This is a genomic window from Dactylosporangium sp. NPDC005572 (assembly GCF_040605515.1).
In the GTDB taxonomy this organism is placed as follows: Bacteria; Actinomycetota; Actinomycetes; order Mycobacteriales; family Micromonosporaceae; genus Dactylosporangium.
Genome location: NZ_JBEXCY010000225.1, coordinates 1 through 18184, shown reverse-complemented (window position 1 = coordinate 18184; position 18184 = coordinate 1). Strand labels below are relative to the sequence as shown.

At 73.4% G+C, this 18184-nt stretch carries 18 protein-coding genes; 7 read left to right on the top strand and 11 right to left on the bottom strand.

The annotated features are described in order from the left end of the window. The 7 genes from ABZS66_RS52060 to ABZS66_RS52030 all read right to left on the bottom strand — a co-directional run. Nucleotides 1–762: aldehyde dehydrogenase family protein (locus ABZS66_RS52060; protein ID WP_354770727.1), on the bottom strand; the 762-nt coding region annotated here is incomplete at its 3' end. Beyond that, nucleotides 759–1853 carry a hypothetical protein gene (locus ABZS66_RS52055; protein ID WP_354770725.1) on the bottom strand — a complete coding sequence of 365 codons (1095 nt, stop codon included), beginning with the start codon at nucleotides 1851–1853 and terminating at the stop codon, nucleotides 759–761. The genes ABZS66_RS52055 and ABZS66_RS52060, both read right to left, overlap by 4 nt. Further along, nucleotides 1847–3091 carry an enolase C-terminal domain-like protein gene (locus ABZS66_RS52050; protein WP_354770723.1) on the bottom strand — a complete coding sequence of 415 codons (1245 nt, stop codon included), beginning with the start codon at nucleotides 3089–3091 and terminating at the stop codon, nucleotides 1847–1849. The genes ABZS66_RS52055 and ABZS66_RS52050 overlap by 7 nt, the downstream gene beginning before the upstream one ends. Further along, complete coding sequence (locus tag ABZS66_RS52045) at nucleotides 3088–4017, bottom strand: 5-dehydro-4-deoxyglucarate dehydratase (RefSeq protein ID WP_354770729.1); 930 nt, start codon at nucleotides 4015–4017, stop codon at nucleotides 3088–3090. The genes ABZS66_RS52050 and ABZS66_RS52045 overlap by 4 nt, the downstream gene beginning before the upstream one ends. A 14-nt stretch (nucleotides 4018–4031) precedes the next feature. Further along, nucleotides 4032–4901: a carbohydrate ABC transporter permease gene (locus ABZS66_RS52040; RefSeq protein ID WP_354770721.1), complete on the bottom strand. Its 870-nt coding sequence runs from the start codon at nucleotides 4899–4901 to the stop codon at nucleotides 4032–4034. Then, nucleotides 4898–5842, bottom strand: coding sequence for a sugar ABC transporter permease (locus ABZS66_RS52035; RefSeq protein WP_354770719.1), 945 nt, complete (start codon nucleotides 5840–5842; stop codon nucleotides 4898–4900). The genes ABZS66_RS52040 and ABZS66_RS52035 overlap by 4 nt, the downstream gene beginning before the upstream one ends. Next, the gene (locus tag ABZS66_RS52030; protein ID WP_354770717.1) at nucleotides 5842–7176 is read right to left on the bottom strand and encodes a sugar ABC transporter substrate-binding protein; all 1335 of its coding nucleotides are present in this window, start codon (nucleotides 7174–7176) and stop codon (nucleotides 5842–5844) included. The genes ABZS66_RS52035 and ABZS66_RS52030 overlap by 1 nt, the downstream gene beginning before the upstream one ends. A gap of 120 nt (nucleotides 7177–7296) precedes the next feature. Here ABZS66_RS52030 and ABZS66_RS52025 point away from each other — a divergent pair, with 120 nt between their 5' ends. After that, nucleotides 7297–8103, top strand: coding sequence for an IclR family transcriptional regulator (locus ABZS66_RS52025; protein WP_354770715.1), 807 nt, complete (start codon nucleotides 7297–7299; stop codon nucleotides 8101–8103). On the opposite strand, the gene ABZS66_RS52020 is transcribed toward ABZS66_RS52025, so the two are convergent. Further along, complete coding sequence (locus ABZS66_RS52020) at nucleotides 8100–8918, bottom strand: NAD(P)-dependent oxidoreductase (protein WP_354770713.1); 819 nt, start codon at nucleotides 8916–8918, stop codon at nucleotides 8100–8102. The two genes, ABZS66_RS52025 and ABZS66_RS52020, sit on opposite strands and share 4 nt — an antisense overlap. Nucleotides 8919–9050: 132 nt before the next feature. On the opposite strand from ABZS66_RS52020, the gene ABZS66_RS52015 reads away from it, so the two are divergent. Both ABZS66_RS52015 and ABZS66_RS52010 read left to right on the top strand, forming a co-directional pair. After that, the gene (locus ABZS66_RS52015) at nucleotides 9051–11372 is read left to right on the top strand and encodes a cellulose binding domain-containing protein (protein ID WP_354770711.1); all 2322 of its coding nucleotides are present in this window, start codon (nucleotides 9051–9053) and stop codon (nucleotides 11370–11372) included. An 8-nt stretch (nucleotides 11373–11380) separates the two neighbouring features. Beyond that, the gene (locus ABZS66_RS52010; protein WP_354770709.1) at nucleotides 11381–12832 is read left to right on the top strand and encodes a cellulose binding domain-containing protein; all 1452 of its coding nucleotides are present in this window, start codon (nucleotides 11381–11383) and stop codon (nucleotides 12830–12832) included. A gap of 16 nt (nucleotides 12833–12848) precedes the next feature. On the opposite strand, the gene ABZS66_RS52005 is transcribed toward ABZS66_RS52010, so the two are convergent. After that, nucleotides 12849–13082 carry a tautomerase family protein gene (locus ABZS66_RS52005; RefSeq protein WP_354770707.1) on the bottom strand — a complete coding sequence of 78 codons (234 nt, stop codon included), beginning with the start codon at nucleotides 13080–13082 and terminating at the stop codon, nucleotides 12849–12851. A gap of 75 nt (nucleotides 13083–13157) precedes the next feature. Here ABZS66_RS52005 and kduD point away from each other — a divergent pair, with 75 nt between their 5' ends. Both kduD and ABZS66_RS51995 read left to right on the top strand, forming a co-directional pair. Further along, the gene (gene kduD / locus ABZS66_RS52000; RefSeq protein ID WP_354770705.1) at nucleotides 13158–13922 is read left to right on the top strand and encodes a 2-dehydro-3-deoxy-D-gluconate 5-dehydrogenase KduD; all 765 of its coding nucleotides are present in this window, start codon (nucleotides 13158–13160) and stop codon (nucleotides 13920–13922) included. Between the two features lie 4 nt (nucleotides 13923–13926). Then, a complete protein-coding gene (locus ABZS66_RS51995) occupies nucleotides 13927–14703 on the top strand; it encodes a TIM barrel protein (protein ID WP_354770703.1) in 777 nt (258 codons plus the stop codon). Here ABZS66_RS51995 and ABZS66_RS51990 read toward each other — a convergent pair. Further along, the gene (locus ABZS66_RS51990) at nucleotides 14695–15552 is read right to left on the bottom strand and encodes an EamA family transporter (RefSeq protein WP_354770701.1); all 858 of its coding nucleotides are present in this window, start codon (nucleotides 15550–15552) and stop codon (nucleotides 14695–14697) included. The genes ABZS66_RS51995 and ABZS66_RS51990 overlap by 9 nt on opposite strands. Before the next feature lie 221 nt (nucleotides 15553–15773). Here ABZS66_RS51990 and ABZS66_RS51985 point away from each other — a divergent pair, with 221 nt between their 5' ends. After that, nucleotides 15774–16307 (top strand): hypothetical protein, encoded by a 534-nt coding sequence (locus tag ABZS66_RS51985; RefSeq protein ID WP_354770699.1) that lies wholly within the window; start codon nucleotides 15774–15776, stop codon nucleotides 16305–16307. Nucleotides 16308–16321: 14 nt separating this feature from the next. Here ABZS66_RS51985 and ABZS66_RS51980 read toward each other — a convergent pair whose 3' ends face one another. Further along, a complete protein-coding gene (locus tag ABZS66_RS51980) occupies nucleotides 16322–16783 on the bottom strand; it encodes a hypothetical protein (RefSeq protein WP_354770697.1) in 462 nt (153 codons plus the stop codon). 112 nt (nucleotides 16784–16895) lie between these two features. Between ABZS66_RS51980 and ABZS66_RS51975 the strand changes: the two genes are divergently transcribed. Continuing rightward, a partial coding sequence (locus ABZS66_RS51975; protein WP_354770695.1) for a hypothetical protein occupies nucleotides 16896–18184 on the top strand: 1289 nt, incomplete at its 3' end.

The window sequence follows — 18184 nt, the reverse complement described above, 5'->3', positions numbered from 1 at the left end:
CATGCGCGCGAAGGGCGCCGCCGCGGCCACCGCGGCGGCGAAGGCGCCGACCGCGTCCGTCGCGCCGTCCGGGACGACGACGAGGCCCGGCTTGGTGCACAGCTGGCCGGCCGAGCCGGTCACCGAGGCGGCCAGCCGGGCCGGCCACGACGGGTCGGCGAGGGCGGAGGGCAGGACGAAGACGGGGTTGAGCGAGCCCATCTCCGCGTACACGGGGATGGGGTCGGGGCGGGCGGCGGCGGCGTCCATGAGGGCCCGGCCGCCGGACGGGGAGCCGGTGAAGGCGACGGCGCGCACGGCCGGGTCGCGCACGAGGGCGAGCGACACGTCCGGTCCGCCGTGGACCAGGCGGAAACCGGGCAGGAACGGGGCGGCGATGCCGGCGAGCAGGTCGGCGGTCGCGGGCTGTGCCGGGTGGGCCTTGACGACCACCGGGCAGCCGGCGGCGAGGGCGGCCGCGGTGTCGCCGCCGAGCACGCCGAACGCGAGCGGGAAGTTGGAGGCGGCGAACACGGCCACGAGGCCGATCGGGACCTCGATCCGCACCACGTCGGCGCCGTCCGGGGCGGCCCGCGGCGAGCGGACCGGCGATCGGCCGGAGGAGCGGCCGGCGGTGGCGAGCAGGCGCAGCTGGCCGGTCGTGCGGTCGAGCTCGGCGGCCAGCCGGGCCTCGGTGAGGCCGGTCTCGGCGGCCACCACGTCGAGCACCCGGTCGCGGGCCGCGTCCAGGGCGTCGGCGACGGCGTGCAGGGCATGGCTCATGTCTTCTCCAGCATCCTCGAGACCGCGTGCATGGCCTGGTGCCCGGCGGCCGGCGCGAGGCCCAGGTGGTAGAGGTGAATCCCGCTCGCCCCGGCGGCGACGAGGGCGCGGACCTGGTCGGGCAGACCGGATCGGGCCTTCCCGAGCGCGGTGACGTAGGCGTGGACGGTGTCGCCCCGCCCGGCCGCGGCGGCGACGGCCTCCACCGCCGACGGGGTGCCGTCCCAGGCGTTGAGCAGGAGGCGGCCGCCCGTCGCGGCCGGGAGCCCGGGTGACGGGCCGGTCGCCCACGGGTCGACGCCGGCGTGCAGCAGGATCGGGAGGTCGCCGAGCGCGGCGGCACACCCTGCCCGCAGGGTCTCCGCCGCGCGGAGCCGTGCGCCGAGCACGACCCCGGCGTCGTCGACCGGCGATCCGGTGCGGACCGCGGCGCGCAGCTGCGCGGTGATCCGGGCCGGGTCGGCGCCGGCGGACGACCAGGCGCGGCGGCACGCCGGGCAGCAGCAGACCGACAGCCAGCGCCGGGCGAGCGGGTCCCAGGGGTCGGCGGTCTTGTCGTGGTGACCGGCGTGGACCACGCCGAGCTGCCCGCACGACTCGAGGGACACCGCGCTCAGCGGCACGTCGTGGACGGCCTCGGCGGCGAGCAGCGCCGCGTAGTCGCGGACCTCCTCCCACGACGGGCACAGGGCGTAGGGGTAGCGGTCGCCGAAGCAGTTCGCCACGGCGACGTCCGGGTGCTCGGTGCCCAGCCGGGTGTTGTGGGTGAGCACGACCCAGGCCGTCACGGGGAGTCCCTGCGCCGACAGCGCCGCGGCCGCGGTGCGGAACGGGTCCGGGTCGTCCAGCCAGTCGGGCGCGAGGGGGCGCAGGCGGCGGCCGTGCCACACCGACGCGCGCACCGGGCGGTACAGCGCCGCGTAACGGGCGTCGACGACCTGGTGGCGCGGGTGCAGCGGGGTCGCGGCCCGGACGCTGTGGTACGCCGCAGCGAGGGTGACCGAGTCCAGGCCGAGGGCGGCGGCGCGGCCGGCGAACGCCGGGTCACCGAGCACGTCCCAGCAGTACGCGTGGCCGGAGAGGACTACCACCGGGGGCGCAGCTTGCGAAACGCCGGGTCGACCGTGCGCATGTAGCCGGTGTCGTCGCGGACCCGCACCCCGCAGCGCAGGTACCGCTCGTGCAGCCGGGCCAGCATGTAACGGTCGAGCTCGACGCCGAGGCCGGGCCCGTCCGGCACGGCGACCGCACCGTCCACGACGGGCAGCGGCGCGGTGACGACGTCGACGCCGTCCTGCCACGGGGTGTGCGTGTCCGCGGCGTAGGTCAGGTTGGGCAGGGCGGCGCCGAGCTGCACCATCGCGGCCAGGCTGATCCCGAGGTGGCTGTTGGAGTGCATGGAGACGCCGACGCCCCACGCGTCGCAGATCCGGGCCAGGTCGGCCGACGCGCGCAGTCCGCCCCAGTAGTGGTGGTCGGCGAGCACGACGCCGACCGCGCCCTCGGTGAAGGCCGGGCGGAGGTCGGCGGCGCGCACGACGCACATGTTGGTGGCCAGCGGCATCCCGGCCTCGCGGGCGACGGCGGCCATCCCGGCGATGCCGGGGGTGGGGTCTTCGAGGTACTCCAGGAGCCCGTCCGTCGCCGCCGCGACCTTGCGTGACGTCTCGACCGACCAGGCGCAGTTCGGGTCGAGCCGCAGCGGGTGGTCGGGGAACGCGTCGCGCAGCGCCCGGATCGCGTCGATCTCGGCGTCGGGCGGGAAGACGCCGCCCTTGAGCTTGATCGAGCGGAACCCGTACCGGTCGACGAGCAGCCGCGCCTGAGCGACGACGCCGTCGGGGTCGAGCGCCGCGCCGAAGCCGTCGGCGGGCGCCCCGGGATGACCCGCCCACTTGTAGAACAGGTAGGCGGAGAACGCGACCGAGTCGCGGTAGCGCCCGCCGAGCAGCGCGTGCACCGGCCGGCCGATCGAGCGCGCCTGCAGGTCGAGGCACGCGACCTCGAACGGGGCGAACACCTTCGCCACCGGGTCGGGCGCGCCGGTCAGCCCGTGCCGGTCGGCGGCGGCGCCGGTCACTGCGGCCGCGACCGTCCGGTGGACCGCGGCGAGGTCGAACGGGTCGGCCCCGGCGAGCGCGGCGGCGGCCGTGCGGACCAGGTCGAGGTGCGGCGCGTCGCCGTACGTCTCGCCGAGGCCGGTGAGGCCGTCGCCGCAGGAGAGCTCGACGATCGTGCGCAGCGCCCACGGCTCGTGCACGCCGGCGGAGTTCAGCAGCGGCGGGTCGGGGAACGCGATCGGCGTGACCGCGGCGTCGAGGATCCTCATGCGGCCTTCCTCAGCCCGTGCAGCGCGGCCCGGCCGGCGGCGATCACCTCGGCGAGCCGTTCCACGTGGGCGGGTGTGGGGTCGAGCAGCGGCGGCCGCACCGCGCCGACGTCGAGGCCGGCCAGCCGGGCACCGGCCTTGACCAGCGAGACGGCGTAGCCGGGCACGAGGTCGCGCAGCGCCACGAACGGCAGGTAGAACGCGGCGAGCAGGGTCTGCGCGGTGGCCGCGTCGCCGGCCGACACGGCCCGGTAGAACGCGGTGGCGATGTCGGGGACGAAGCACAGCACGGCCGAGGAGTAGCTCTCGACGCCGATCGCCCGGTACGCCTGCACGGACAGCTCCGCGGTCGGCAGCCCGTTGAGGAAGCCGAACTCGGCGGCCCGCGGGTGCCCGCTGGTGCGGATCGCGGTGACCAGGCGCAGCATCGCGCTCACGTCGCCCCGCCCGTCCTTGATCCCGGCGACGGTGGGCACGTCGAGCAGCGCGACGGCGGCGGCCGGGTCGAGCACGGCGTTGGCCCGCTGGTAGACGGTGATCGGCAGCGGCGTCGCCTCCGCCACGAACCGGACGTGCTCGACGAGCCCGGCCGGGGTCGAGCTGACGAGGTACGGCGGGAGCAGCAGCAGCCCGTCCGCGCCGGTCTCGGCGGCCGCGGCCGCGAAGTCGCGCGCGAGCTGCGGCCCGCCGCCGGTGCCGGCGAACACCGGCACCCGGCCCGCGGCCACCCGCACCGCGGTGCCGACCACGTCGCGGTACTCCTGCATCGACAGGCTGGTGAACTCGCCGGTGCCGCAGGCCACGAACAGCCCGGACGGCCCGGCGGCCAACTGCTGCTCGACGTGGTCGGCGAGGACGGCGAGGTTGACCTTGCCGTCCTCGGTGAACGGTGTCAGCGGAAACGACAGCAGGCCGTGGAGGTGCATCAGCACATGTCCCTTCATCCCTTGACGGCGCCGGAGGTGAGGCCCCGCATGAACTGGCGCTGGAAGCCGAGGAAGGCGATGACCGACGGCAGCAGCGCCAGCAGCGCCGCGGCGAGCACGACGCCGACGCCGACCTGCTCGTCGGCGCGCAGGCTGCGCAGCGCGAGCGGCAGCGTGAACTGGGCGGAGTCCTGCGCGACGAGCAGCGGCAGCATGTACTGGTCCCAGATCATGTTGAAGCCGAAGATGCCGATGACACCGAGCGCCGGCCGGCACAGCGGCATGACGACGGACCAGAAGATGCGCAGGTCGCCGGCGCCGTCGAGGCGGGCGGCCTCCTCGAGCTCGACCGGGATCTCGCGCATGAACTCGGTCATCACGAGGATCGAGAACGCCCAGGCGCCGACCGGGACGATCATGCCGACCAGGCTGCCGATGAGGTTCACGTGCACGACCGGCACGTCGGCGAGCACCAGTGACAGCGGGATCGCGAGGATCTCCTCGGGCAGCATCATCGTGGACAGGATCAGCAGGAACACCAGGCGCAGGCCGGGGAAGCGCTTGCGGGCCAGGGCGTAGGCGGCCGAGATGCTCACCAGGATCTGCAGCAGCAGGCCACCGCCGGCGACGATGAAGGAGTTGGTGAGGTACCGCAGCACGTCCTGCCGGATCGCCGCGCGGAAGTTGTCGAGGGTGAAGTCCCGCGGGATGATCGTCAGGCTCGACGGGTCGTGGACCTTGCCGAACGAGCTGACCAGCAGGGCCAGCAGCGGGCCGGCGAAGACCAGCACCAGGGCGGTGTAGACGACGAGCCGGGCGACGCGGGCCGCCGGGCCGGGCCGGTCGGCGAAGCCGAGCGCGGTGTCGTGGCGGGATGCCGTCATCGGTCGGCCCTCCGGGACCGGGCGTACTGGACCGCGAGCGTGAGCACGACGGTGGCGAGCAGCAGCACCACCGACCCGGCGGCGGCGACGCCGAGCTCGTTGCGCTCCAGGCCGAGCTTGTAGATGAGCGTCATGAGGACCTCGGTCGAGCCGTTGGGGCCGCCGTTGGTGAGCAGGAAGATCTCGGTGAACACGCGCATCCCGCGGATCGCGGCGAGCGTGAAGAGGATCGCGAACACCGGCCGCAGCGCCGGGAAGGTCACGTGCCACAGCCGCCGCCAGCCGTTCGCGCCGTCGACCGACGAGGCCTCGTAGAGCGTGCGGTCGACGCCGGCGAGCCCGGCGATGAAGATCATCATGTCGTAGGGCGCGCCCCGCCAGATGCCGACGGCCATGACCGACCACAGCGACGTGTCCTGGGAGTTGAGGAACTGTGACGGGCCGATGCCGACCCAGCCGAGGATGCTGTTGATCGCGCCGTCGGGCGCCGGGTAGTACAGGATGCGCCACACCTCGGCGACGACGGCCATGGCGGCGACGGTCGGCAGGAACACCGCGGTGCGCACGAACCACAGGCTCCGGGCCTGCCCCTCGACGAGCAGGGCGAGGACGAGGCCGATGACGATCGAGCCGGCGGTCTGGCCGACGGCGAGCACGACCGTGTGCCAGATCGCGGCGAGGAACGTGTCGTCGGTGACGACCTGGCGGTAGTTGTCGGCGCCGACCCAGCGGTCGCCGAGGTACGGCCGCACCTCGTAGAAGCCCATCTCGATGGCGCGGGCCATCGGCACGAACTTGAACAGCGTGAAGAGGATCAGCGCCGGGGCGAGGAACGCCCAGGGGACGAGGCTCGCGCGCAGCCGGAAGGGGCGCCGCCTGCTGGGCGACGCCGGGGCGGGAGCGCGGCGCGCTCCCGCCCGCGGCGGGGCGATGGCTGCCATCAGGCCGCCGCGCCCTGCTTGGCGAGTTCCTGCTGGAACGTCTCGGCCAGCTTGGTGAGCTGCTGCTTCGGGTTGGAGCCGCAGTCGGCGACGATGGCGTTGATCGTGTCGGAGGACGCCTGGCGGAACGGGGTCCAGTCGGGCACGGCGGGGGTGTACCGCCCGACCTCCTTGTAGACCTTGTCGAAGACGTCCCAGCGGGTGTCCTTGCGCACGGAGCCGAGGGTGACCTGCGAGTTGACCGGCAGCCGGACGATGTTGCCGTCGGTGTCGCCGGCCATGCCGATGGTCTGTCCCTCGACCGAGATCGCGAATTCGGCGAACTTCTCCTGTCCGGCCTGGTTCTTCGAGCCGGCCATCAGGTAGATATTCTCGCCCTCGGCCAGGGAGGCCGACTTGCCGCCGGGGCCGGGCGGGGCCGCGACCACCTCGTACTTGTCGGCGCCGAGGTTCTTGTCGAAGCGGGCCATGTTGTAGGGCCCGGTGAAGTAGATGCCGCCCTTGCCGGTCTCGAACGCGGGGTGCGCCTGGGTGGTCTCCATCGTGACCGCGCCCGGGACGACCGTCTTGGCGACGCAGAACTGGGCCTTGAACCACTCGACGGCCGCGACCGACTGCTCGCTCGCGATGGCCGGAGTGTACTTGCCGTTCTTCTCTGTGAAGTAGTCGCCGCCGCCGGCCCAGAGGAAGCTGGTGAGGTACCACGACATGTAGCCGCGCTTCGTCGAGCCCGGCACGACGTAGCCGTAGGTGTCGGCCTTGCCGTTGCCGTCGGGGTCCCTTGTGGTGAACGCGGTGGCGAGCGCGTCGAGGTCGCCCCACGACTTCGGCTGGGCCAGGCCGAGCTTCTCGCGCCAGTCCTTGCGGATGAACAGCGCGAAGGACTGCGCGCTGTTGGGCACGCCGTAGAACTTGCCGTCGGCACCCTTCGCGGCCTCCCAGGACGCGGGGGTGAGCTTGTCCTGGCCGTCGATGCCGTTGCGGTCGACCTCGCGCACGATGCCCTGCTTGACGAGCAGGCCGAGCTGCGCGGTGTCGTTGATGACGATGTCGGGCAGCTGTTTCTGGGCGGCGGCCTGCTGCAGCTTGGTCTCGAAGTCGTCGAAGAGCGCGGTCACGTGGGTCGGGACGCCGGAGCGCTCGGTGAACTTGGCGGCGAGCTCCTTCGTGGTCTTCTCGGTGTTGGAGCCCGGGGGCTTGCGCACCCAGATCTCCAGTTGCGCGCCTGCGTCCTGGTCCTTGGCGGGCGCCGCGCCGGAGCCGCCGCACGCGGCGAGCAGGCCGGCGAACGCGAGCGTGGCGACAAGTCTGAGCGTGGGGTGCCGTCCAGACACTGCCCTGCCTCCTGTCTACATATGTGGACACCATCCGTACATGTGAAAGCGTGCAGTGACAAGTTAGCGTCCTGTAACATGGCCGTCAACACAGGGCGGAACACGGGATGGGTGGTCGGCATGGCAGGTAAGCGCCGCGAGGCGAGCGAGGAGCACGGTGCGGCGGAGACCTCGCCGGTCAAGTCGGCCGAGCGCACCGTGCGGATCCTGGAGACCCTGGCCGCGTCGCCCACCCGGCTCACGATCGCCGAGCTGCAGGAGAGGATGGGCTACCCGCGCTCCAGCCTGCACGCCCTCATCCGCACGCTGCGCGAGATGAAGTGGGTCGAGGCCGACCCGAGCGGCTCCGCGTTCGGCGTCGGGCCGCACGCGCTGCTGTCGGGCACCGCCTATCTCGACCGCGACCCGGCCCTGTCCCTCGCCTACGAGACGCTGGAGGACCTGCGCGCCGAGCTGGGGTACACGATGCACTACGCCCGCCGCGACAACGCCCACGTCCTCTACCTGGCCAGCCGCGAGTCCCGCGGCGGAGCGTCGGTCGTGCCCCGCGTCGGGCGCCGCCTCCCGGCCCACGTCACCGCGCTCGGCCAGTGCCTGCTGTCCAGCCTGACCCACGACGAGGTCGACGCGATCCTGCCCGGGAAGCTCGAGGCCCTCACCGCGAACACGATCACCGACCGCGCGACGCTCTTCGCCGAGCTGGAGGCGGTGCGGGCGCGCGGCTGGGCGTTCGAGCGGGAGCAGGGCACGGAGGGGGTCGCCTGCGTCGCCGTCCCGGTCGACTACCGGATCCCGGCGAGCGACGCGATCAGCTGCTCGATGCCGGCGAAGCTCGCCGACGCCGATGAGGTCGACCGGGTGGCGACCGCCCTGCTGCGCCACACCAGCCTCCTCGCCGCCAGCCTGCGCCGCGAGGGCATCCGCTAAGCGGGCCGGCGGCGGCCCAGGGGGATGTCGCACCACGGGCCGCCGATGCGGCGCAGGTCCGGGTCGTGCGCGGGGTCGGGCTCGCCGTGCCGCGCTGCCAGGTCGGCGCGGAAGCGCTCGGCGTCGTCCCGCGGGAAGTACCCGATCGCCTCGCCCTCGGCCAGTGAGCACCAGCGGCCCGTGTTGCGGCTGACGCCCCAGACGATGCGGTAGCCCGGCGCCGGCGCCGCGAGGCACGCCTCGACCAGCCGCGCACCGTCGTCCGGGGACAGCCACATCGACAGCCCGCGCAGCCCCGGCGGGGTCGCCACCCACAGCCCGATGCGCAGGCAGAGCACGTCCATCCCGAACCGGTCCGCGTAGAGCCGGCCGGCCAGCTCCCCGGCGGCCTTGCTCCAGCCGTACATCGTGTCCGGCCGGCCCGGGATGTCGGCCGGCACCTCGGTGCGCCCGGCGACGTCGGCGAACCCGACGGCGTGGTTCGACGAGGCGAGCACGACCCGGCGCACGCCGGCCAGCCGCGCGCCCTCCAGCACGCAGAAGGTGCCGTAGGCGTTGACCCGCAGCACGTGCTCGACGGTGTCCTCCTTGGCCAGCCCGCCGAGGTGCACGACGGCATCGACGTCCTTGCACGCCACCGCCATCGCCTCGGCGTCGTCGACGCTCGCCACGACGGCCTCCTCCTCGCCCGCGCCGTCGACCGGGTCCGCGGCGCGCAGGTCGAGCAGCCGGAGCGCACGGCCCGGCCGCGCCAGGCGGGGACGCAGCAGCGCCGCCACCTTGCCGGCACCACCGGTGATCAGAATGCGCTGCACTCCGCCTCCTCTATCCCCTTTATCCGTCCACATATGTGGATCCAAAACTCAATGACGGACGCCTATTGACGTGCTGGACGGCGTTCACTTTACTAGCGCATTACTGAGCTGTTAAGAGCCCCGGAGGTATCGATGCTCCGAAGATCCCTCGTGCTGCCCGCGGCCGCCGTGGTGCTGGCCTCGGCGACCGTGGTGTACCTCGCCCAGACGTCGAGTGCGCAGGCCGGCCCGGGTGCGCTGACCACGCTGAACCTGTCGGCGGCGAACCGGCGCGCACCGGTCGCCGGCCTCTACGACTGGAGCCGGGCCGGCTACCGCGGCGGTGCCGACCTGCCCGGCGCGGCCGACGTCAACCCGAGCGCGGCGTGCCAGGTCACCGCGGCCGAGCTCGACTCGCAGTACAACGTCCGCCCCGACGACGGTGCCGACGACACCGCCGGCATCCAGGCCGCGATCGACGCGATCAAGTCGGGCTGCAGCCCGACGGCCTCCTACACGAAGCTGAGCCTGCTGTCGCTGCCGGCCGGCACGCTGAACGTCTCCCGCGAGATCCACGTCGACGCCGACTACCTGATCCTGCGCGGCACCGGCTCCGGCAGCACCGGGGGCACCCGGATCGTCTACCGGCCCGACGCGAACACCGCCTACGACACCCTCACCGCCGACGGGTCGGACTGGGACGAGGACGGCATGACGTCCGGGCAGGGCACCGGCGGCTGGCTGTGGCCCGGCCGCGGCCTGTTCCGCGTGCAGTCCCGCGGCGTGCACTCGTCCTACGCCGCCGACTACGCCGCCGTACCCGCCAACCGCAAGGACATCTTCGAGGGCACCGTCAACGTCCACTGGAAGGCGGGCGTGGCGCTGCGCGCCAAGCCCGGCGACACCGGCTTCGCCGCCCGCACCGGCGACCACACCATCTACCTGGCCAGCTCGGGTTCGCTGACGAACCTCACCGTCGGCGGGCTGGTGAACGTCCGCGCCGCCAACTCCGTCAACTTCTACGCCCAGCAGAACATCGCCTCCGCCGACGGCACGCTGCTCAACCAGCACATGCGCCAGCAGATGTTCACCGTCACCGCGGTCGACACCACGAACCGGACCGTCACCGTCGACAAGCCCCTGGAGTACGACGTCCCCGTCGACTCGACCTCGGACGGCTCCCCCGCCATCGGCGGCACCACCTACGTCTCGCGGGTGTCGCCCATCGTCGACCCGGTCGTCGGCGTCGGCTTCGAGAACCTGTCCTTCACCCAGGACATGCCGGGCCTGAACCGGGCCGACGCGACGCACAACTACGGCAACATGGCCCCCGCCTACGAGATGCACGGCATCGTCTTCAAGTGGGCCGCCGACTCGTGGGTGAAGGGTGTCCGCGCGGAGATGACCGGATCGCACCCGATCGTCACCGAGGAGGCCTACCACCTGCAGATCGTGAACAACGAGCTCGACGGCGCCTGGAACAAGGGCAAGGGCGGCAACGGGTACTTCCGCGGCTCCCGCGTCTGGGACTCGCTGTACGCCGGGAACACCTCACGCAACCTGCGCCACTTCACCTTCCAGTGGTCGGCGTCGGGCAACGTGGTCATCGGCAACGACTTCGACTCCGACCTCAACCTGCACGGCGGGTGGGAGCGCAACAACCTGTTCGAGAACAACACCGTCACGGTCCCCTACGAGCACCGCTCGGCCAGCTGCACGGCGAACTGCGGCGAGGAGGGCGGCGGCGGGCCGGACGCCTCGACCTGGTTCCCGATCTGGTGGGCCGCCGGCAAGAAGGCCGTCAAGTGGTCCGGCTCGTCCGGCCCGCGCAACACCTTCTTCCGCAACACGATGACCAAGCAGGTCACCGCGGGCGCCGGCTACACCGCCTACTACGGCGACCGGCAGCGGGTGTACCAGTTCGGCTGGAGCGGCACCGGGTGGCAGCACCTCGACGCCGGTGGCGTGCCGATCGCCGACTGGGCCGGCAACGAGCAGCGCGACTACACCGGCGGGCACGGCGTGGACGCGACCCGCACCGATGCGGCGCAGTCGCTGTTCCTGCTGTCTCTGACCGGAGCACCCCCGTCGTCGCAACCGCCCTCGTCGCAACCGCCTTCCTCGGCCCCGCCGTCGTCGCAACCGCCCTCGTCGCAACCGCCTTCCTCGGCCGGGTGCCTGCGCGCCGCCTTCGTGCAGACGTCGACCTGGTCCACCGGGTACGGCGCGGACTACGTCATCACCAACCGCTGCACCACCGCGACGACCAGCTGGACGGTCGAGTTCGACCTGCCGGCGGGCACGACGGTGTCCAGCTCGTGGAGCTCGGTGCGCACCCGCAGCGGGCAGCACTACACCTTCACCAACGTCTCGTACAACGGCGACATCGCCCCGGGGAAGTCCGAGGACTTCGGGTTCAACGCCAGCGGTACCGGACTCCCGCTCAACTGCCGCCTCAACGGCCAGCCCTGCTGAGGACGACCATGCGAAGAATCGCCATCGCCGCGGGCGCCGCGGTGGTGCTCGCGGTGGGCATCACCGCCGTCGCGCACGCCGCCGCACCGCAGCTGACCGCCACGTTCGGCCAGACCTCGACCTGGAGCACCGGCTACGGCGCCCAGTACGTCATCCGCAACACCGGCGACGCCCCGTCCACGAGCTGGCGGGTCGAGTTCGACCTGCCCGCCGGCTCGACCGTGAGCAGCTCGTGGAGCTCGGTGCGGACCGTCTCCGGACAGCACTACACGTTCACCAACGCCGCCTACAACGGCGACGTCGCGCCCGGCGCGTCCGAGGACTTCGGATTCAACGTCTCCGGGCTCGGTACCCCCGTCAACTGCACCGTCGACGGACGGCCCTGTGCCGGCGGCGGCAGCCCATCGCCGTCCCCGTCGCGGTCCTCGTCCGCGTCGCCGTCCGCGTCGCCGTCCCCGTCCGCCTCCACCTCGGCGCCGCCGGCCGGCCCCGTCGTGGACGTCTCGACGGCCGCGCAGCTGCAGGGTGCATTGGCCGCCGCGCGGCCGGGGCAGACGATCCGGCTCGCCGCCGGCACGTACCGCGGCTCATTCGTCACGACCGCCGCCGGCACGGCGGCACAACGCATCACGCTCACCGGCCCGGCGAGCGCGATCCTGGTCAACGACGGACCGTCCGGCACCGCGCCGAGCTGCCCGGCGCCGACCACCGGCTGGGACTCCGGCTACGGCCTGTGGCTGTACAACGCGCCGTACTGGAACCTCACCGGCTTCACCGTCGCGGACTCCAAGAAGGGTGTCGTCGCCGACAACTCGCACCACACCACGATCGACGGCGTCCACGTCCACGACGTCGAGGAGGAGGCCGTGCACTTCCGCCGGTCCTCCGCCGACAGCGTCATCCGCAACTCACGCATCGAGCGGACCGGGCTCGTCCAGGCCGGGTACGGCGAGGGCGTCTACATCGGCTCCGCCGGCTCCAACTGGGGCTGCCACGGCAACAGCGGCGGCGCCGACCGCTCCGACCGCGTCCAGGTGATCGGCAACCACATCGGCCCGGGCGTCGCCGCCGAGGCGATCGACGTCAAGGAGGGCACCTTCAACGGCGTCATCCGTGGCAACACGTTCGACGGGCAGGGCATCTCCGGCGCCAACTCGGCCGATTCGTGGGTCGACGTGAAGGGCATCGGCTACGTCATCGAGGACAACACCGGCACCTTCCGCAGCCCGGGCACGTTCGCCAACGGCTACGAGACGCACAACCCGGGCACCACCCCGTCGTTCGGCAACGGCTGCGGCAGCGTCTGGCGCGGCAACCGGTCCGACCTGGGCGGCGCCGGCGACTACGCGGTCAACGTCACGTCCACCTCGAAGTGCTCCGGCAACCCCAACGTCGTGTACGCCTCGAACACGGTGACCAACGCCGTACGGGGCCTGACGAACATCGCCGTGACCCCGTAGCGGCGCGGACCCCTCGCTACACGGTGCTGGCCTGGCTGTGCCGGGCCAGCACCTCCGCGCGGGAGGCGTCGTCGGCGGCGAGCACACCCCCGTTGGCGACGTCGTGCCCGCCGATCTCGGTGAACACGATGCGCACGTCCTCGCGCCGCGCGCCCAGGTGCGTCACGGCGTCGTCGGTGAGCGCCTCCACGAACCGCCGCCGCTGGTCCAGGCTGCGGCCGCGCAGGAGCTCGACGGTGATGTTGGGCATGCGGCACCTCCCTCATACTCGGATGCTGTCCACATACTTGTAAGCTGTACAGGATCACCCCTAGGATTCACAAGCATGACAGCCGACCTGCGATTGTTCTCCCTGGCCGGCCGGACGGCCCTCGTCACCGGCGCGAGCCGGGGCATCGGCCGGGCGATCGCGCTCGGCCTCGCCGCCGCCGGCGCCGACCTGCTCCTCGCCGGCCGGCCCGCCTCGCACCGGGACACCGCCGACGCCGTCGCCGCCCTCGGCCGCGACTGCCGGCTCGTCGACGTCGACCTCGCCGACCCGCTCGCCGCCCGCGACGCCGCCGCGGCCGTCGCCCGCGACACCACCGTCGACGTCCTCGTCAACAACGCCGGGATCATCGACCGCGACGAGGTGCTCTCGGTCGCGCCGCAGGACTGGGCGCGCGTGCTCGACGTCAACCTCAGCAGCCTGTTCTTCCTCAGCCAACAGCTCGCGGCGCCGATGGCCGCCCGCGGGCACGGCAAGGTCGTCAACGTCGCGAGCCTGCTGTCGTTCCAGGGCGGCGTGCGCGTCGCCGCGTACACCGCGTCGAAGCACGCCGTCGCCGGCCTCACCCGCGCGATGGCCAACGAGCTCGCCCCGCACGGCGTCCAGGTCAACGCCATCGCCCCCGGCTACATCGCCACCGACAACACCCGGGCACTGCGCGACGACCCCGACCGGTGCCGCGCGATCACCGAGCGGATCCCGGCCGGCCGCTGGGGTACGCCGGAAGACCTCGTCGGCACCGCCGTGTTCCTCGCCGCCCCCGCGTCCGACTACGTCAACGGCCACGTCCTCGTCGTCGACGGCGGCTGGATGGCGCGCTGACCCGATGGGCACCCTCGTCCCGGGCCTGTGCTCGGTCACCATGCGCCGGCGTCCGGCCGCCGAGGTGGTCGCGGTCGCCGCTGCCGCCGGCCTGGCCACCGTCGAATGGGCCGGCGACCACCACGCCCCGCCCGGCGACCGCGCCACCGCCGCCGCCCTGCGCGCCCGCACCGCCGACGCCGGCCTCACCGTCGCCGCCTACGGCAGCTACCTGCGCGCCGGCGGCACCGACCCGGCCGAGATCGCCGCGACGGTCGCGACAGCCGTCGCGCTGGGCGCCCCACGCATCCGCATCTGGGCCGGCACACTCGCCTCGGCCGAGGCGACGCCGGCGCAGCGCGCGGCGGTCGCCGCCGACACCCGCCGCATCTGCGACGCGTCCGCCGACGCCGGCATCGCGGTGGCCTTCGAGTGCCACGCCCGCACCCTGACCGACGACCCCGCCTCGACGCTGGCCCTGCTGGCCGACGTGGCCCGCGACAACGCCGCCACCTACTGGCAGCCGCCGAACGACCTGCCCGACGCCGGCGCGATCGCCACGCTCGACGCCCTGCTCCCCCACGTCGCCGCCGCCCACGCCTTCTCCTGGTGGCCCGGCACCCAGCGCCGCCGCCTGCACGAACGCCGGGCACTGTGGCAGGCGGCGGTCGGCCGCCTCAACACCGGCGACCGCTCCCGCGACGTGCTGCTGGAGTTCGTCCCCGACGACGACCCCGCCCTCGTGGCCCCGGAGGCCGCCACCCTCCACCGCCTCCTGGGCCTGCCACCGCGCTCAGCCTGAGCCGGGTTCCTCCGCGGGAACGGCCTCCGGGGCCGGCTCCGTGCGGGCGGCGCCCACGCTCGCGGCGGTCACGCACGCGACCGCCACCAGTTGCAGGGGCGTGAGCCACTCGCTGAGCAGGACCGCGGCGGCGAGGGCGGCGGCGGCCGGCTCCAGGCTCATCAGGATGCCGAACACCCGGGGCGGCATCGTGCGCAGCGCCACCATCTCGAGGCTGTAGGGGACCACCGAACTCAGCAGCCCGACCAGCGCCCCCAGCACCAGCAGGCGAGGCTCGACCAGCCGCCCACCGGCCGAGACCACCGCGAACGGTGCGATGGCCAGCGTGGCGACGGTCGTGGCCACCGCCAGCCCCTCGACGCCCGCCCAGCGGCGCCCCGTGGACGCCGTCGACACGACGTACAGCGCCCAGCACGCGCCGGCGAGCAGCGCCAAGCCGAACCCGACCGGGTCGACCCTGGTGGGGCCGGCGCCGAACAGCGCGATGCCGGCGGCGGCCAGGCCCACCCACGCCAGGTCGCGGGGCCGCCGGCTGCCGGCGGCGGCCAGCAGCAGCGGACCCGCGAACTCGATGGTGACCGCCACCCCGAGCGGGATGCGGGCGAACGACTCGTAGAACGCCCAGTTCATCGCGCCGAGCGCGAACCCCAGCGCCAGCACCGGCCACCAGTCGGTGCCCGCCCGGCCGTACAGCCGCGGCCGGGCGAAGGCGAGCAGGACCAGGGACGTGGTGACCAGCCGCAGGAACACCATCCCCACCGGGGGAATCTCGCCGAACTGGCCTTTGGAGACCACCGCACCGAACTGCACCGAAAGGATGCCGGCCAGCACGAGCCAGACCGGAGACACGCGGTTCACGGTGGGCACACCACATGCTGCGGCCGGGCGCGCCACCGCGCAACTCGGCAGCATCCAACACCGCGACCGGTCCGCTCACCCGGTGAGCCTGCGAAGAGGGATCGAAGAGCGTGCCCGCCTAGGCTCGGAATCCTCCGGAACCCGCACCGAAATCCAAGTCAGGAGAGTGGTGCACCTTGTTCAGACGCTGCCGCCTCGGCATCGTAGCGACCGTGTCCATGGCGTTGACCATCGCGATGGGCTCCGCGCCCGCATCCGCGAGCACGCTGTATTACCACTTCAAGGGCTGGATCGACGAAACCGGCCACAGCTGGTGCCTGGACGTCCAGGCCGAGACGGCGGGCAACGTTCGCACCAACGTCCAGATCTATCGATGCCGAGCGGCGACCGAACAGCCGCACGTGCAGTATCAGGCGTTCGCCAAGGAGACCTTCGCCGGGCAGCCCTCCACGAACCAGCGATTCGTGAACAAGGCCACGAACAAGTGCCTGACGTACAACGTCAACGGGGTCCCCAGCCCCGGCTCCCCGGGCCACGCGGTGTGGGCCGAGAGCTGCGGCCTCGCCGGTCAGGGCTGGCGGCACACCGCGAGCAGCCAGCAGTGGGAGGCCATCGAGTATCCCGGGATGTGCCTGGACACGACCGACGGGTACGGCACCTGGGGTGGCGGCGTCGACGTGTATCCGTGCGCCGGATACGGGTACTGGACGCGATGGAGCGACGAACTGCTGGATATCCCCGACTGAGCACCTTCCTGACATCACCCGGAAGGGCGGCGGTCGAGGACGGCGAGGACCGCGTAGGTGACGGCGCCGTACGCCAGGTGCGGCAGCACGTCCGACATCCACGACCCGAACGACCAGCGGCGCGGGTCGGTCACCTTGAGCACGGCCATGGTGCCGTCGGTCGCCGCCATCGCCGCCGCGCCGGTGAGCGCCGCGCCGAACACGCCCGGCGGCCGGGCGCCGCTGCCGTGCAGGGCACCGACGAGCGCGCCGATGCCGACGCCGGTCGCGATGCCGGACAGGGCGCCCAGGCCGGCCAGCCGGTGCTCGCGGACGTCGCCGTGGCCCGGCAGCGGCAGGTGGACCTGATCGGCGAGCGTCTCGATCGTCTGCTCCGGCGCGTGCGAGGCGGCCCGCCCCCGCACCACCATGTCGGCGTAGCCGACGGCGTTCAGGGCGGTCGTCCCGGCGGCGCCGGCCGCCGCTCCGGCGAGCATGCTGCGCATCACACGAGGGGGCCTACCCGCCGCCGGGGGCGCAACCGCGCGGCGCGGGCGACCACCCGGACGCTCACCCGTCGCGGGGTGGAGTCCGGGGTACCGCCGAGCGGTGTCCGACGAACTGCGGCTGCTCACCCGCTACGAGCCGGTCATCCGGTACACCGCGGGCGAGCTGTTCCTGCCCACGCACGTGGACGGGTTCCTGGCCCGGGCCGCGCTGTGGCGGGGCGGGGAGTGCCTCGTGCCGGCCGGCGAGCTGGACGCCGCGACGCTCGCCGAGCGCGGCGAGCGGCACCGCGGCGAGGTGCTGTACCTGCGGTACGCGGAGCGGCCGTTGCGCGGCGCGGCGTACCGCCGATGGCGGCAGGGCCAGGCCGGCAGCGCCATCCGGCCCGGCGACCGGTTCGCCGCGGTCGGCCTGACGGCCCGGCTGGTCGACGCGGCGCTGCGGCTGTCGCTGCTGATGCGCGGCGCGGTGCCGGGCGGGACCCGGGCCGCAGCCCACGTGGAGTACGAGCGGCGCCCCTCGCCGGACGTCCGCCCGTACTACGGCCGGGTCTGCCGCGACGGCGGATACCTGGTCCTGCAGTACTGGTTCTTCTACGCCATGAACGACTGGCGCTCAACGTTCGGCGGGGTCAACGACCACGAGGCCGACTGGGAGCAGGTGACGGTCTTCGTCACCGAGGACGGCGGGCACCCCGCCTGGGTGCTGTGCTCGTCGCACGACAAGCCCGGCCCGCAGCTGCGCCGGCGCTGGGACGACCCGCGCCTGGAACGGGTCGGCGACCACCCCGTCGTCTACGCCGGTGCCGGCTCGCACGCGGGCGCCTACGCACCCGGCGACTACGTCACCACCGTCACCTGGCCCTGGCTCGAGTCGGTCGCGGGCTGGTGGCGGTCGGCGCGCCGGCTGCTGGCGCCGCGCGCCGCCGACGGGCCGGGCCCGGGCCTGGGGCTGCCGTTCCTGGACTACCACCGCGGCGACGGTCCGGGCATCGGACCCGGCGAGCCGCACGCGTGGACGCCGGTCCTGGTCGACGACGACGTTCCCTGGATCCGCGGGTACCGCGGCCTGTGGGGCCTCGACACCGAGGACCGCTTCGGCGGCGAGCGGGCGCCGGCCGGCCCCCGCTACGAGCGCGACGGTTCGGTGCGGGCGTCCTGGGCCTACCCGGTCACCTGGGCCGGCCTCGACGCCGACGGCCCGGACCCGCGCGGCGCCGCCGACGAGCGGTTGCACGAGGTCGTCCGGCTCATCCAGCAGTACCGCGGAAGCATCCGCCGCAGCAGCGCCGGCACCCGGGCGATGGGCCGCCCCACCGGCACCCGCGCCGACCCCGAGCTCCAACGCCTGCAGGCCGAGCGGGCGGCGCTCGAGGACGGGCAGCCGCCGCC